Below are 15,973 nucleotides of genomic sequence, written 5' to 3'. Positions count from 1 at the left end.
GAGCCGCCGGTATCAGTGATCGCCGCGGACGAAGGTGACCGGGCACGGCGATTCGAGCAGGACGTGCTGTGCCGTCGATCCGAACACGGCCTTGCCGGTCGGTGACCGACGGCGGCCGCCGACGATCAGGTGGTCGGCCCCTTCCTCGGTCGCGAGGTCGACGATCCGTGCGCCGTGTTCGCCGATCCGACCGGTGATCCGGTAGTCGATCTTCGCGTCCTCCAGGGACTCTTTGACGTCACGGACGATCGAGAGTCGGCTCGTCACCTCGTCGACGTCCGCGTCGGCCGGATCGCTGAAGTCGAGTCGTTCGGTCGCGTTGTCGTACTCTTCTGGGGTGAACACGTGCGACAGAATCACCGACGCGCCGGTGGCTCCGGCGATGTCGATGACCGTCTCGGTGAGTTCGTCGATGCGTTCGCTGTCGGTGTGTCCGAGTGCCAGCATGACTGTCTCTATCGCCATGTCCGTGACATCTATGCCATCGTACAAAAGCGTTCGGTGGCCGCTTCGAAGCGACGAGGCGGGGCGCTGAGACCGACCGAGGAGCGATGTCGTGGCTGATACAGACGGTGCGCCAACACCACCACGGACGGCCAAACGTAGATTAATTCTTATACTTCACGTCGTGTGACGAACGCCGCGATGGTTCAGAAAATGATACGTCCGAACGCTCACCCGCGTCCGTGGGAACAGTGACGGCGGAGCTACTGTCGTCGCCGGCCCACGAGTGCCGCGCCGAGCGCGACGACCGCGAGTGCCAGGTAGACGACTGGAATCCCCGCCGACGCCGTCGAGGGCCGGGCGGCGACGTAATCGAGCGCGCCGAGTCCGTTCACGGGACCGAGGTACCACGCCGTCAGATAGGCGATCTCGAAGCTCTTGGACCGCCCGGTCCAGACCCCCAGCGCGAGCGCGATCGCCGGCAACGACAGGACGGCCGCGAGCCAGCCCACGAGCGCGCCGTCCATCCCCGAGAGGGCGAACCGGACGGGTGCGGGCACGGACACCAACAGCCCGATCGCGACGCCGGACGCGTAGGTCGCGCCCAGCAGCCGGGTCGGTCTGCTGCCGACGAACACCAGCTCTGTCGTGCGGTGTCGCCGTTCGCGCGTCCCGAGTGCCGACCACGCCGAGAGCGGGAGCAAGAGCGCGAGCGGGACGACGAGCGTGCGGACGACACCGATCGGCGCGACGGCAGTCGCGAGGACGGCCAGCACGGCTGCTGCGTACCACCACCGCGGATAGCCGCGAAGCGCCATCCGGAGCTCGGCCAGCAAGACGGGGCCGGTCGAGCCGCCGTCGCGGCTGACGGGTGCGAGGTCGACGTCGACCGACGGATCCGCTGTCGTCGAGAGATCGTCTGCCGTCGGCGATTCGACCTCGTCGTCCGCGGTCTCTCGATCAGACTCCGAGCGAGACAGGAACGACCAGCGCGTCGCGTCGTCGAACCGGTCGAACGCGAGCCAGGCCCCACCGAGGAACCCACACGCGGTTGCGAGCACCGGGAGGCGGGTCACGAGTCGCGCCCCGGTCCAGGCGATTCCCGCCCACGTGAATTCGGCGAGACCGCCCGGATCGTCCGTGTACGTGAAGCCGAAGACCGACCCGTCGAAGGCGGGATACTGGGCCGCGATCGACTGGGCCATGCTGTCGCGGACGACCGCGAGTCCGACGAGATCCAGCGGGGGGTCCGGTGCGATCCCGGCCACGATGGCGGTCAGCACGAGCAGGAAGTAGATCACGGTGCCGGCAGTGCCACGGAGTGGTCCGATCGTCTCGAAACAGACCGCGACCGCCGCGACGACGGTCATGGCCGGGAGCGTGATCAGGAGGAACGGCGAGATCAACGCCCAGGGGTCGAACGCGCCCACGCCGACGAAGAGGGAGGCGACGCCGGTCGAAGCGAGCAGCACCAGCGTCCCGAACGCGAGGACGGCGACGTTGCTCAGCCACTTCCCCAGGAGGTACTGGCCGTTCGACAGCGACGAGGGCGCGATCAGTTCGCTCACCCCCGTCTCCAGGTCTCTGCCGATGCTGCCTTTCACGAGGGAGAACCCGAAGAGGACGAGCACCGTCGTCCCGATGACGGTCGTCATCCCGGCGAGCCAGGCGATCGTCGGGCGGCCGGTGTAGTCGGTGCCGACCACCAGCGTCGAGTCGACGGTGACGATCTTCACGAAGTACGCGACCAGCAGCGGCACGACGAGGAACGTCGTCGAGCGCGACCGCTCTCTGAAGTCCGCCAGTGCCACAGCGAGGACCGGTCTGAGTGGCCCGGTCATCGTCCGATCGCGTCGAGGTACGCGTCTTCGAGGGTCGGTTCCGCGGGCTCGGCTGCCGGCGTCGGCCGCGACGCCGAGACGACCCGGACCGCGACGCCGTCGCTGCGCCGGGCCGTTCCGCTGATCGTGTACTCGCGTTTGACCGCGGCGAGGTCGTCGTCGCCGACGGTCCACTCCCAGACCGAACCTTCGACCTCGTCGAGCAGCGCGGCCGGGGACTCGTGGGCCAGCACGCGTCCGTCGTGGAGGAGGACGATGTCGCTCGCAGTCACCTCCACGTCCGAGACGATGTGCGTCGAGAGCACCACGATCCGATCCTCGGCGAGTTCGGCGAGGACGTTCCGGAAGCGGACGCGCTCTGTCGGATCGAGTCCGACGGTCGGTTCGTCGACGACGAGCAGGTCCGGGTCCGCGAGCAGCGCCTGAGCGATGCCCACGCGCTGGCGCATGCCGCCCGAGAACCCGCCCAGGCGACGATCGGCCGCCGCTTCGAGGTTGACGAGCGCGAGGAGATCCTCGATGCGCTCGCCGACGTTCGAGACGCCCCGTATCGCCGCCAGATAGCGGAGGAACTCCCGAGCCGTCAGGCTCGGATACACGCCGAACGACTGGGGGAGGTAGCCGACCGAGTCCCTGATCGCGCGTGGCTCCTCGCCCACGTCGGTCCCGTTCCAGCGGACCTGTCCGTCGGTCGGCTGGAGCACGGTCGTGACGATCCGCATGAGCGTGGACTTGCCGGCACCGTTGGGGCCGAGCAGCCCGACGACGCCGGGTTCGAGCACGAGGTCCACGTCCCGAAGCGCATGTTCGTCGCCGTACCGCTTCTCGATCCCGTCGAGTTCGAGTCGCATCGTCACCGGTCCCTCCACTCGATTTCGGGAAGGGACGGCGGCGTCACCGTCGGCGGGGCGATAGAGCGGGAGGGCGGTCGGCCGATGTCACGATCGATCTCGCGGCCAGTGTGGAGGGCCATACCCACTGGTGGATCGGATCGAGTATAAAAACAGAACGAGAGTTTCCGAGCCGGAAGTTCCGTCGAAAGCGGTCTCGGTCGGCGACTGTCTCATACTGCCGGCTGTAACGTCGTGAAGATCTTCGCCACCCTGGGGTGGCGAAATCGGTCACAGATGTACAGCCGGTCGTATCACGGTACCCCGACCGGTCGACCGGGAGGCGCTATCCGGTGTTTTTCATGCCGGCGGCGATCCCCTGAACGGTCAGGCGCAGCGTCCGGCGCTCGGTCTCCGTGAGGTGGCTCTGTGCGAGCAGGCGCACCTGCAGGAGGTTGAGCGGGTCGACGTAGGGGTTCCGGCGGTCGAGGTTCTGTTCGAGCCACTCGCGCTTGAGGAGGCTGTCACGGCCGGTGATCTCCGTGACGATGTCGACGGTGTCCTCGTACTCCTGGCGGATGTCGGGGAAGATCCGTTCTCGGAGGTCGTCGTCGGCCAGCGCGGCGTACTCCTCGGCGATGTCGAAGTCCGTCCGGGCCAGCGCGAGGGACGCGTTGTCCAGTTTGGTCTGGAAGAACGGCCACTCCTCGTACATCTCCTGGAGAGTCTCCACGTCGCCGCCGTCGTCGAGATACGCCTGCAGCCCCGTCGCGATCGAGTACCAGCCGGGGATGATACAGCGGGCCTGGGTCCAGGAGAACACCCACGGGATCGCTCGCAGGTCCTCGACGCTGCGGTCGCCCGACCGGGAGGCGGGACGAGAGCCCATGTTGAGGTTCTCGATCACCGAGATCGGCGTCGCCTGCTCGAAGAAGTCGACGAATCCCTCCGTCTGCAGGAGCGACTCGTACTTCTGGCGGGCCGCCTCCGAGGCGGTCTCCATGGCCTCTTCCCAGGCGTCGGGGATCTCTTCGACGGGCTCTTCGAGGGCGTTGTACCGAGAGCGAACCTGTGCGTTGAGCATCTGTTCGAGGTTGCGCTCTGCGATAGCCTCGTTGGCGTACTTCTCGGCGATGGCCTCGCCCTGCTCGGTGAACTTGATCTGGCCCGTCACGGTCTCGTTGGGCAGGGCCAGCATCGCGTCGTTCATCGGGCCGCCGCCGCGCGAGATCGAACCGCCGCGGCCGTGGAACAGCCGCATCTCCACGTCGAAGTCGTCGGTGATCGCCGCCAGTCGCTTCTGGTTGCGGTACAGCGACCAGTTGGCGGCGAGATAGCCGTTCTCCTTGTTGGAGTCGGAGTAACCCAGCATGATCTCCTGGACGCCGTTGCGGGCCGCCAGTGCCGCCTCGTAGGCGTCGTTCTCGAACAGCGTGCCCATGATGCGACGCGCGCCGTCGAGCGCGTACTTCGACTCCAGCAGGGGGACGATGTCGAGCCCGCAGTAGCCCGGCAGGTCGACGATCCCGGCCTGATCGCCCAGGAAGAGCACTTCCAGTACGTGGCTCGCTTCCTCACACCAGCTGATCGCGTAGGTGTCGATGGCGTCGACGCCGAACTCGCGCTGCCAGTCGGCCAGCTTGCGGAACCGTCGGATGACGCGGGCCGAGTCGTCAGAGAGGCCGTCGACGTCTTCCATGTCGACGATCTGGCCGTCCTGCAGGATGGCCTCGGTGAGGAACTCGACGCGCTCGTCTTCGTCCATGTCGGCGTAGTCGATGCCCTCGCGGTCGACGGTCTCCGCGATGGCGTCGGTGTGCATCTTGCGGTGGTCCCGCATGTCCAGTCCGGCCAGCGTGAAGCCGAACGTGTCGACCTTGCGGATCAGCGGGTCGACGTGAGCCTCGGCGATCACGTCGGCGTCGTTGGCACGGAGGTCGTCGGCGATGGCGCGGAGGTCGGCCAGCAGGTCGTTCGAATCGGAGTAGCCCCCGGAGCGAACGTCGCCCACCCGGAGCACGCCTTCGCGCATCAGCTTCAGCTTCTGGCGGTACGGCTCGTCGGGGTAGCGTTCCTCGGCCTCGCTGGCGACGCCGGGCAGCGCTTCCTTGTGTTCTTCGAGCCGCTCGTCGAAGGCGTCGGTCGTGTCGATGTTGCTGGCGTCCTGGCTCAGCACGCCCGACAGCTCCTTGAGGCGGTCCCGGTAGAGCGGGAGCACGACATCGCGCTGGCGCTCCAGAGTCTCCTCGGTGATCTCGGGCGTGACGAAGGGGTTGCCGTCACGGTCGGAGCCGGCCCACGAGCGGAACTCGTAGAGCTTGGGCACGTCGATCTCACCGTCGTACTCCTCGTCGATGGCGTCTTCGAGTTCGTCGTAGACCTCGTCGATCACTTCGAAGAGGACGTTCTCGATGTACCACTGGACGTTGAGCGCCTCGTCGGTCACTTCCGGGCGGCGGTCGCGGACCTGTGGCGTCTGCCAGAGGCTCGTGACCTCCGCGGCGAGGTCGTCCTCGATGTCCTCCTGTTCGCTGTCCGTGAGCCGGACCTCGTCGAGCACTTCGAGGTCGTTGGCGACCGACCGGAGCTTGGCCTTGACGGTCTTGCGTCGTGCCTCGGTCGGGTGGGCGGTAAACGTCGGCTCGATGAGCACGTCGTCGAGGACCTGTTCGAGGGTCTCTGGGTCTGCTCCCCGCTCGGAGAGCTTCTCGACGGCGTCGGTGACGCTGTCTTCGAGCACGCCCTCCTGGCTCCCCTCGCGGATCTCGCGGACCCGCTGGCGCTCCTCTGCGAGGTTGATCAGTTCGAAGTAGGTGGTGAAAGCACGGGCGACGATGTCCTGCATGTCCGGCGAGAGACGGTCGAGCGTCCGTTCGACGTCGTCGCGGTCGTCGGCGTCGCCGCGCCGGTAGTCGATCGACGACGTTCGGATGTTCTCGACGGTCTCGAAGCCTTCGGTGGATGTCTGTGCTTCGATCACTTCCCCGAGGAGCTCCCCCAGCTCGCGCACGTCCTCGTTTATTTCCCTGGCGTGCAAATTCATACCAGTGGAGACTCGGGGGAGTCCTAAAACTCTAGCGAAAGTCAAAATGCCTGTCGTCCCACTGTAAGCATTCGTCCATTGTTTATGATTGCCTTGCCACGGAACGTCGTGGCTCGGTCCCAGATCGACCGCCCGAGGCCGTTCCGTCGAACGGAACAGTCGCGGCGGCCGCCGGTGTGGAGAGCCAGGGTTCACACGTGAACGTCAATGTTGATGGGATATCACGACCAAGTGAAACTATGCCGACTGCCACGCACGACGGTGTAACGCTCGCCTACGAACGCTCGGGTCCTGCAGACGCCGAGACGGTCGCGTTCGTCGAGGGGCTGAGCTACGGCACCTGGATGTGGCGCTGGCAGCGCGAGGCGCTCTCAGAGTCCTACGAGACGCTGGTCTGGGACAACCGCGGCACGGGCGACTCCGACGAGCCCGCGGGGCCGTACACCACCGAGCAGATGGCGGGCGACTTCGAGGCCGTCCTCGACGACGCTGGCGTCGAGACGGCCCACGTCGTGGGTGCGAGCCTGGGCGGCATGATCGCCCAGCAGTACGTCCTCGACTACGACCGGGCCGACTCGCTGACGCTGATCGCGACGACGCCGGGCGGCGAGGCGGCGGTCCCGATTCCGGCGGACACCCAGCAGCGGATGTTGAACGTCCCCGAGGAGTACGACGAGGCGGCGACGATCCGACACAAGATGCGCCCGGCCGTGACAGACGAGTTCTGGGAAGAACGGTCCGACGTGGTCGACCGCATCGTCGAGTGGCGACTGGAGACCGACCCCTCCGAGGAGGCTTACGAGTGGCAGAGCGCCGCCGCGGTCGGTTTCGACGAGAGCGACAGGCTCGGGGAGATCGACCTGCCGACGCTGATCGTCCACGGCACCGCCGACGAGGTGATCCCCTTCGAGAACGCGACGCTGCTCGACGAGGCGATTCCCCACAGTCGTCTGGTGGCCGTCGACGGCGGTTCGCACCTCTGTTTCATCGAACAGGCCGACACCGTCAACGAACACCTCCGGTCGTTCCTCGACGATGTCTGAGCACGGGCCCCAGCGGTGGGTGGGTGACTGGAGCGCACGCAGGCGGGCGCTGTCGCCCGACCGGGTCGGACTGGTCGACGCGACCAGCGGCACGGAGTACACATACGCGGAACTCGACCGCCGCGCCAACGGCTGTGCGCGCTTGCTGGCCGATCACGGCGTGACCCGCGAGGGCGGGGCAGATCCCGACGCAGGCGGCCGCGTCGCCGTGCTCTCACGAAACCGTCCCGAGTTCGTCGATCTGTTCTTCGCGACGGGCAAGACAGGCGGCGTGCTCGCGCCCCTCTCCCATCGCCTGGCACCGCCGGAACTCGGGACGCTGCTCGACGACGTGGCCCCGTCGCTGCTCGTCGTCGAGGAGCCGTTCGCCGACGACGCGGCCGAGGCCCTCGCCGACGCCGACATCGACTGTCCGGTGCGCTCGCTGGCGACGGCCGGTGAGACGACCTGGGACCGCCTCGACGAATCGCTGCCGGCCGACCGATCCCCCTACGACGGGCCGACGCTGGAGCCGGCAGCCCCACACCTGTTCTTGCACACCGGCGGCTCGACGGGGATCCCCAAAGAGACCGTCCTCAGCCACGAGGCGATCGTCTGGAACGCGACCAACACCGTCACCGCCTGGGGGCTGCGGCCGGACGACGTGACGCCGCTGACGTTCCCGATGTTCCACACCGGCGGGTGGAACGTGTTGACGGTGCCGGTCTTTCACATGGGCGGGACCGTCGTCCTCGCCCGAGAGTTCGATCCCGGCGAGGTGCTCGAACTGATCGAGGCGCGGTCGGCCACGCTCCTCGTGGCCGTCCCGGCGGTGTTGCGGATGATGGTCGACCACGAACGGTGGGCCGAAACCGACCTCTCGACGCTGCGACTCGCCAAGTCCGGCGGCGGCCCCTGTCGAGAGTCGGTGCTGTCGGCGTGGTGGGACCGCGGCGTCGACCTCTCACAGGGGTACGGGCTGACCGAGTGTGGCCCCAACAACTTCGCGATGCCCGACGACTGGCCCAGCGAGAAGGCCGACACCGTCGGTGTCCCGAACGTCCACGTCGACGTGCGGATCGTCGACGACACCGGCACGGAACTCCCTCGCGGCGAAGTCGGCGAACTCCACCTCCGGTCGCCCCACGCCGCGACGGAGTACTGGCACCGGCCCGAAGCGACCGCCGCAACCTTCCGGGAGGACGGCTGGCTCGCTACCGGCGACCTCGCGCGGATCGACGACGACGGCTACGTCAGCATCGAGGGCCGCAAGAAGAACATGTACGTCAGTGGGGGCGAGAACGTCTTCCCCGCAGCGGTCGAGGACGCCGTCTCCGGCCATCCGAAGGTCGACGACGTGGTCGTCGTGCCCGTCGACGACGACCAGTGGGGCGAGGTCGGCCGAGCCGTCGTCGTCGGCGACGACTCGCTCACGCTCGAAGAGCTCACGTCGTTTCTGGACGGCCGACTCGCACGGTACAAACGACCGAGAGATCTCGTCTTCGTCGCTTCGCTCCCCCGCAGCGGTCCCGACAAGATCGATCGCGACGCGGTCGCTGACGAGTACGGTTCCTGATACTGTCTGTGACGAGTGTCGCCGCGCCTGGGCGGCGACTGTCGTGAGACTGTGGCGGGCAGCAGTACGGTCCGGCGACGGTATCAACACAGTAACAGCTCCCTACTTCCTTCGAGGGCGGAATTGTTTATCATGGTCTAGCGTGTGGTACAGAGAGAAAGGTCGTCGCATGATCGAACTATCAATGGACGTAGAGCAGTACGACTGTCCGTTCATCGATACGACGGCAGATCACGCTCTCACCTTTTCGGCCGTCCACTGGGACTTCGATCGGCGAACGCAGGAGCTAGAGACGCGAATGGTCGTGGAGGGGGCCGACCGTGAGGAACTCTCCGTGGGGCTCGAAACGCTGCGCGAGCACGGGAACATGAACGACTGCTCGCTCGTGGCGCGGCGCGACAACGTCGCCCAGATCAGGACGGTCATCGCCGAGACCGACGCGATGGCGACGATCAGGAGCAACGACGGCTACGTCACCGGTCCCTTCTACATCGAGGACGGGAGCGAGGTCTGGCACGTCGGATTCGACGCGAGTAGCGAGGCCGACAGCGCCCTCTCGGAGCTCGACCGGAACAACGAGTACGAGGTCGTCGAGCGCACCGACACCTCCCTCCCGGAGATGGGTGATCTGGTGCAAAACGCCGGTGCGGCGATGACGCTGATCGAGGGGTGCCAGGATCTCTCGGACACCGAACGCGAGACCCTGGAAGCCGCCGTCTCCAGTGGCTACTTCGAGACGCCGCGCGACGCAACCCTCGGGAGCCTGGCCGACGAGTTCGGCGTCTCCAAGCCGGCGGTCTCGAAGAACCTCCGCCGGGGGCAACGGAAGATGATACACCGCGTCGTCACGGCGCTGGACGACATCGAGTAGCGCTCCCGCCCTCGTTAACATGTAAACCTTCGTGGCTTTGTGGCTGTGGAGCTAGTCATTATTCGTTATGAACCGGACTGTCACGAGACGGCGTGCGATCCGATCGCTCGGTGGTGCGGGCGTCGTCGCGCTCGCGGGCTGTACCGGCGACGGTGGTGACGGCGACACGGAGACAAACATGCAAGACACGTCGACGACACAGTCGAGTTCGCAACGGCTCTCGATCGGTGTCCTCCAGCCGCTCTCGGGGGACCTGGCGTACTACGGCCAGCAGGGCCTCTGGGGACTGCTCTCCGGGCTCGCGTACAAGGGCGACGCCGATCCGCCCACCGACGTGGGCACCGGGACGACGACAGTCTCGGCCGGCGACGTGGAGTACGAGCTGATCGTCCGCGACACGGAGTTCACCGCCGACGGCGCGCAGTCGGCCGCGACGGATCTGGTGAGCAACGAGGGCGTCGACATGCTCTTTGGCTGTTCGTCCTCGGGTGCGGCCTCGCGTGTCATCACCAACGTCGTGAAGGCGTCGTCGGTCCCGATGATGGTCGGGCCGGCGGCGTCGGCGGGGATCACTGCAGAGAGCGAGACCTGCGGCGATCTGGTGTACCGGGCCAGCGAGAACACGGCGATGGACGCCCGCTCTGGCGGCCGGTACGTCGCCACCGAGACCGACGTATCGAAGGTGTACCTGTTCGGCGCGGACTACAGCTTCGGCCGGGCCGTCGTCAACAACTACCGATCGGTGCTGGAGTCCGAGGGCATCGAGATCGTCGGCGAGCGGTTCGTCAACCAGGGGTACTCGGAGTGGGACGGGCTGCTGGAGAACGCAGCAGACGCGGGCGCGGAGGGGATCGTCGGCGGGTTCACCGTCGCGACGCTCCCGAATCTGTTCAGCGCTTTCCTCTCGGGCGACTACTCCTATCGCGTCTTCGGCGGGTTCGCCACCCGGATCACGAACGCCGTCGTCGGCCAGACGATGCAGCGCGTGCTCGGCGACCCGCTCACAGAGGAGAAAATCGAGGGCGCGGGACTGGGACCGTTCACGACGCGCTATCACTGGAACCAGTACGACAACCCGATCAACGACGCCTTCGTCGAGTCGTACACGAACGCCTACGGCGTCGTTCCCGACCTCTTTACCGCAGGCACGTTCACGGGCGCGTCGGCGATCCACCAGGCCGTCACCGAGGGCGGCTCGACGGATCCAGACGACATCACGGGCGCGCTCAAGGGGATGACCGTCACCGACACGCCGAAAGGCGAGAACGGCTACACCTTCCAGGAGTACAACAACCAGGCCCGTTCGGAGATGACCGTCGCCAACCCCGTTCCGACACGGGACCAGTGGGCCGACAGCTGGGACTCGCTCATCCAGCCCGGCGACCCCCTGGCCCGAATCTCCGGCGACCAGGTAACGATTCCGGCAGACAGCGACGACATGAACTGCTCGTTGTAACATGCTCAGGACGCGGGGACTCACGAAGCGGTTCGGCGGTATCACGGCGGTCGACGGCGTCGACTTCGACCTCGGGTCGGAGCTGTGCTCGCTGATCGGCCCCAACGGCGCGGGCAAGACGACGTTCTTCGACCTGCTGACGGGCGCACTGGAGCCGACAGACGGACGGATCGAGTTCCGCCACGACGGCGACTGGGTGGACGTGACGGCGACGCCCCCGGCCGAGATTGCGAGCCTCGGCGTCCACCGCTCGTACCAGATCACGAACGTCTTCCCGACCTCGACGGTACTCGAAAACGTCAGGGTCGCCGTACAGGCCCACAGCGACCACGCGGCGACGTTCTGGCGGACCAGCGACGCCTACGAGGCGGATCTGACCGCGGCTCGCGACATCCTCGAACGGGTCGGGCTGTCCGAACGGGCCGACGACCTCGCTCAGAACCTCAGCCACGGAGCGGGCCGACAGCTCGAAGTGGCGATCGCGCTGGCCGGCGACCCGGACGTGCTCTTGCTCGACGAACCGAACGCCGGTGTCAGCTCCGAGAGCGTCGACGACATCGTCGCGCTCATCGAGGACGTGGCCCGAGACCACGCGGTCCTGCTCGTCGAGCACAACATGGACATCGTGATGGAGGTCTCGGACCGCGTGGTCGTCCTGAACCAGGGGTCGGTGATCGCCGACGGCGAACCGGACGCCGTTCGGGCCGATCCGGCCGTCCAGGAGGCCTATCTCGGCGGCTACGAGACCGGCGACCTGAGCGAAGACAGCGACGAACCGGGCGAGCCCGAGGGGGTCGCGTAGCGTGGCCCTGCTCGACGTAGCCGACATCGAGACGTACTACGGCGAGAGCCACGTGCTCGAAGGCGTCTCCCTGTCGGTCGAGCGCGGCGACGTGGTCGCGCTGATGGGTCGCAACGGCGTCGGGAAGACGACGACGCTGCGCTCGATCCTCCAGTTGACGCCCCCGCGGTCGGGGAGTGTGACCTACGACGGGACCGACCTCGTCGGCCGCCGGACACACGAGGTCGCGGAGATGGGCGTGGGGTGGATCCCCGAGGACCGGCGGATCTTCTCGCAGCTGAGCGTCGCAGAGAACCTCCGCGTGTCGGTGCCCGACGGTGACGACGTGGCCGAGGCGCTGTCGATCGCCTTCGAGACGTTCCCGATCCTCGAACAGCGCCGCGATCAGGCGGCCGGCACGCTCTCGGGGGGCCAACAGCAGATGCTCGCACTCGGGCGCGGACTGGTCGGGGACAACGACCTCCTGCTGGTGGACGAACCCAGCGAGGGGCTCGCCCCCCAGATCGTCGCGGACGTGGCCGACGCACTGGCCGCGGCCGCCAGCGAGACGACGATGCTGCTGGTCGAGCAGAACCTCCCGCTGGCGCTGGATCTGGCAGATCGCTTCTACGTCCTCGACAACGGGCGGGTGGTCGACGAGGGCGACGCCGACGCGGTGTCGGCCGACGACGACCGGCTCAGGAGGTACCTGTCCGCATGACGCTCGCGCTCGAACTGGTCCAGCAGGCCCTCTTGCAGGTGGGTTTCGTCGACGGCCTCGCCGAGTTCGTCCGGCCGGGCACGTTCGCGGAGGTCGTCCTCCAGGGGCTCTCGAAGGCGGCGATCTACGTCATGATCGCGGCCGGGCTGACGCTGATCTTCGGGCTGCTGGGCGTGCTGAACTTCGCACACGGGGCACTGACGATGATCGGCGCGTACCTCGGCGGCCTCGTGATGGTCCTGACGGTGGCACAGGGAACGGGGCCGTGGGCTCGGCTGGCGCTGTTTTTCGTGGCGATGGCGGTCGTCTTCGGCCTGCTGTCGGCACTGGGTGGTTCCATCGAGGTGAGCCTGATCCGGCCGCTGTACGATCGGCCGCCGATCTACCAGATCCTGCTGACCTTCGGCGTGACGCTCGTGCTCGAAGAGCTGGCCCGGATCGTCGTCGGCTTCTACGGCCTCCAGCCCCTCGCGGAGTGGCAGGCCGCGCTCGGGACGATCCCTGCCTTTCTGGAAACGTCCCAGTCGCTCGGACCGGTCTCCGTGCGCGGACTCGCGCTGTTCGAGATCGTCCTCGGCGCACTGACGGTCGCTGCCATCTGGGGATTCCTCACGCGCACGCGATACGGCCTGTTCATCAGGGCCGGGAGCGAGGACAGCGAGATGGCCGAGGCGCTCGGCATCGACGTTCGGCGCGTCTTCACCGTCGTCTTCGCGCTGGGGGCGGGCATCGCGGGCGTCGCTGGGACCCTCCTGATGTGGGACCCGGTCTGGGGAGCGAGCGTCCCGCTCGCGGCCGAGTCGCTGTTGCCGGCGTTCGTCGTCGTCATCATCGGCGGGCTCGGCACGTTCCGGGGGACGGTCGTGGGCGGACTGATCGTCGGTCTCGTCGACGCGACGACGACCTGGTGGTTCCAGAACGTCGTCGTCGAGTGGACCTGGCTCCCGGAGGTCGCCATCTTCATGATCCTCGTCGTGGCGCTGATCGTCCGCCCACAGGGCATCTACGGTGTCGAGGAGGTGGGGGGCCATTAGCGCCAGCACCTCCATCCGACGGCGTGTCCGGACCAGCTGGCCGATCGAGTCCGTCGAGCGCCACCAGGTGTATCTCGTCGTCGTCGGGCTGCTGGCGTGTTACCCCGCGATCTATCACCTCCTCACCCAGTCGCCACTGGCCGAGGTGGCCGTCACCGTCCTCCCGCGGATGGAGACGATGGTCGCCGTGCTGTACTTCTCGCTGTTCGCGATGTCGTTCGACTTCGTCAGCGGCTACACCGGCTACCTCTCTTTCGGCCACGCGGCGTTCTACGGCACCGGGGCCTACACCGTCCTCCTGATCGCCAACGGGAAGGTCCCACTGCTGGGTCCCGAGACGCCGTTCCTGGTGGCACTCGTCGTCGGTGCGGTCCTCGCAACGGTGCTCGCGGTGGTGATCGGTCTGGTCTCGTTCAGGCTGACCGGGGTCTACTTCGCGATGATCACGCTCGGCTTCGCACAGGTACTCTACGTCTTCGTCCGGGACTGGGACTACGTCGGCTCGAACCCCCGCGACGGGATCGCGCTGAGCGGAGCCCGCGGCTTCGAGCTCGGGGTGCCCTACGTCGATCAGTTGACCGTCGCGCTGGGCACGCTGACCGGCGACACGCTGGCGCTCGCGGGCCACACCCTCGGGACGACGACGGTCTCGTTCTACGCCGTGGGGATCGTCGTCCTCCTGTGCTTCGCGGCGATGCAGCGGATCCTCCACTCGCCCTTTGGCCGGGTCATGGTCGCGATCCGCGAGAACGAGGAACGCGCCGAGGCCATCGGCTACGACACCTTCCGCTACAAGCTGGGCGCGTTCGCGATCAGCGGCTTCTTCGGCGGCGTCGCCGGCGGGCTGCTCGCGGGGTTCAAACGCTCCGTGACCCCCGAGTCCGGGTTCTACTTCCTGACCAGCGGCGACGCGCTGCTTGCCAGCATCATCGGCGGGTTCGGGACCCTCGCCGGCCCGCTCTGGGGCCACCTGTTCGACGAGACCGTCCGGGAGTTCCTCTCGAAGCGGGGTCAGGGCGGCGGCCTGCTCCCGTATCTGGAACAGACGCTTTCGGAGGGGTTCCTGACGACCGAACTCGTCGGCGGGCTCACGGTCGAGGGGTTCATCACGGCCGCGCTGAACGGCCACGCGAGCCTCTACGTCGGGATCGTCTTCGTCCTGTTCGTCCTCTACGTCCCCGACGGCATCGTCGGCACGGTCCGCTCGCGGCTGGGCGGCCGGGTCGCGCGGCGACTGCCCGAACGACTGTGGGGTGACCGATGACGGTCCACCTGACCGGTCTGGCCGTCGAACTGCCCGAAGCGACGATCTCCGGCGCGACGATCGCCGAGCGGTCGGGCATCCCCGAGTCGGTCGTCGTCGAGAAGATGGGCGTCAGCGAGAAGCGCGTCGCGCGCGACGAGCAGCCCAGCGACCTCTGTGTCGAGGCGGGACGGCGGGCGCTGGACGACGCTGGCGTCGACGCCGCGGCCCTCGATCTGGTCAGCTACCACGGGAGCGAGCTGAAAGACCACGTCGTCTGGAGCCTCGCCGCGGACGTGGCCCAGCGGCTGGGCGCGAGCGACGCCTACGCCAGCGAGAGCTACGCGCTCTGTGCCGGCGCGCCGATCGCGATCCGAGAGGCGACCGCACAGCTCGCGGCCGGAGCGATCGACCGCGCGCTGCTGATCGCCGCGAGCCGCGAGGAGGACCTCGTCGACTACGACGACCCGGACACCTCCTTCATGTTCAACTTCGGGAGCGGGGCGAGCGCGATGGTCCTCGAACGGGACGCCGGGGAGCGCGCCCTCGCGACGGTTCGGGAGAGCGCCGCGATCACGGACGGGAGCTTCTCGCGCGACGTGATCGTCCCGGCCGGCGGGACCGTCCAGCCCCCCTCGAAAGCCACCGTCGAGGAGGGTCGCCACTCCCTGCGTGTCCCGGACCACGAGTCGATGAAAGCGCGGCTCGCCGAGGTGAGTCTGCCGAACTTCCTCGCGGTGGCCGACGACGCCCTCGACGCCTCGGGCTACGACCGCGCCGCCGTCGACTTCGCTGCCATCACCCACATGAAGCGGTCGTTCCACGACCACCTCTGTGACCAGTTCGGGCTCGGCGAGCGCGACCAGCTGTACCTGGAGGAGTACGGCCACGTCCAGAGCGTCGACCAGGCGCTCGCGACCCACGAGGCCAGGAACCGCGGGTGGCTCGACGACGGAGACGTGGTCCTCTTTCTCGCCGCCGGGACGGGCTACACGTGGGCGGCGACGGTGCTGGAGTGGCGCGCCTGATACTGCCGGCTGTCACTGTTTCGAGACGTTCGCGACCACCGGTTCGCAATATGCGTTACAGACGTACAGCCGGCAGTATGACA

13 protein-coding genes are annotated in these 15,973 nt (G+C 67.5%); 9 read left to right on the top strand and 4 right to left on the bottom strand.

Features of this window, described 5'->3' with window-relative positions; translation table 11 throughout:
• Nucleotides 1–12 precede the first annotated feature (12 nt).
• The 4 genes from IL252_RS00535 to ppc all read right to left on the bottom strand — a co-directional run bounded on the left by IL252_RS00535 (nt 13) and on the right by ppc (nt 6,158).
• Complete coding sequence (locus IL252_RS00535; RefSeq protein WP_208625800.1) at nt 13–465, bottom strand: universal stress protein; 453 nt, start codon at nt 463–465, stop codon at nt 13–15.
• A gap of 242 nt (nt 466–707) precedes the next feature.
• Nucleotides 708–2,285, bottom strand: coding sequence for an ABC transporter permease (locus IL252_RS00530; protein WP_244256654.1), 1,578 nt, complete (start codon nt 2,283–2,285; stop codon nt 708–710).
• Complete coding sequence (locus IL252_RS00525) at nt 2,282–3,136, bottom strand: ABC transporter ATP-binding protein (protein WP_208625799.1); 855 nt, start codon at nt 3,134–3,136, stop codon at nt 2,282–2,284. The genes IL252_RS00530 and IL252_RS00525 overlap by 4 nt, the downstream gene beginning before the upstream one ends.
• 325 nt (nt 3,137–3,461) lie before the next feature.
• Nucleotides 3,462–6,158, bottom strand: a complete 2,697-nt coding sequence (ppc, locus tag IL252_RS00520) for a phosphoenolpyruvate carboxylase (protein WP_208625798.1) — start codon at nt 6,156–6,158, stop codon at nt 3,462–3,464.
• A gap of 239 nt (nt 6,159–6,397) precedes the next feature.
• Here ppc and IL252_RS00515 point away from each other — a divergent pair, with 239 nt between their 5' ends.
• The 9 genes from IL252_RS00515 (at nt 6,398) to IL252_RS00475 (ending at nt 15,890) form a co-directional block, all read left to right on the top strand.
• Entirely contained in the window at nt 6,398–7,201 is an 804-nt protein-coding gene (locus IL252_RS00515; protein ID WP_208625797.1) for an alpha/beta fold hydrolase, read from the top strand.
• Complete coding sequence (locus IL252_RS00510; RefSeq protein WP_208625796.1) at nt 7,194–8,756, top strand: AMP-binding protein; 1,563 nt, start codon at nt 7,194–7,196, stop codon at nt 8,754–8,756. Before IL252_RS00515 ends, IL252_RS00510 begins: the two co-directional genes overlap by 8 nt.
• Nucleotides 8,757–8,925: 169 nt before the next feature.
• The gene (locus IL252_RS00505) at nt 8,926–9,627 is read left to right on the top strand and encodes a helix-turn-helix domain-containing protein (protein ID WP_208625795.1); all 702 of its coding nucleotides are present in this window, start codon (nt 8,926–8,928) and stop codon (nt 9,625–9,627) included.
• 67 nt (nt 9,628–9,694) lie between these two features.
• A complete protein-coding gene (locus IL252_RS00500; protein ID WP_208625794.1) occupies nt 9,695–11,083 on the top strand; it encodes an ABC transporter substrate-binding protein in 1,389 nt (462 codons plus the stop codon).
• 1 nt (nt 11,084) lies between these two features.
• Nucleotides 11,085–11,885, top strand: a complete 801-nt coding sequence (locus IL252_RS00495; protein ID WP_208625793.1) for an ABC transporter ATP-binding protein — start codon at nt 11,085–11,087, stop codon at nt 11,883–11,885.
• 1 nt (nt 11,886) lies between these two features.
• Nucleotides 11,887–12,585, top strand: a complete 699-nt coding sequence (locus tag IL252_RS00490; RefSeq protein ID WP_153553563.1) for an ABC transporter ATP-binding protein — start codon at nt 11,887–11,889, stop codon at nt 12,583–12,585.
• Nucleotides 12,582–13,619 (top strand): branched-chain amino acid ABC transporter permease, encoded by a 1,038-nt coding sequence (locus IL252_RS00485; RefSeq protein ID WP_244256653.1) that lies wholly within the window; start codon nt 12,582–12,584, stop codon nt 13,617–13,619. Before IL252_RS00490 ends, IL252_RS00485 begins: the two co-directional genes overlap by 4 nt.
• 67 nt (nt 13,620–13,686) lie before the next feature.
• Nucleotides 13,687–14,883, top strand: coding sequence for a branched-chain amino acid ABC transporter permease (locus IL252_RS00480; protein ID WP_208627351.1), 1,197 nt, complete (start codon nt 13,687–13,689; stop codon nt 14,881–14,883).
• Nucleotides 14,880–15,890, top strand: coding sequence for a 3-oxoacyl-ACP synthase (locus IL252_RS00475; RefSeq protein WP_208625791.1), 1,011 nt, complete (start codon nt 14,880–14,882; stop codon nt 15,888–15,890). Before IL252_RS00480 ends, IL252_RS00475 begins: the two co-directional genes overlap by 4 nt.
• The last annotated feature ends 83 nt before the right edge of the window (nt 15,891–15,973 follow it).

Source organism: Halomicrobium sp. IBSBa (assembly GCF_017612575.1).
Taxonomy (GTDB): domain Archaea; phylum Halobacteriota; class Halobacteria; order Halobacteriales; family Haloarculaceae; genus Halomicrobium.
Note: the sequence above shows the minus strand (reverse complement) of the source record. Positions and strands in the feature narration are given on the sequence as shown.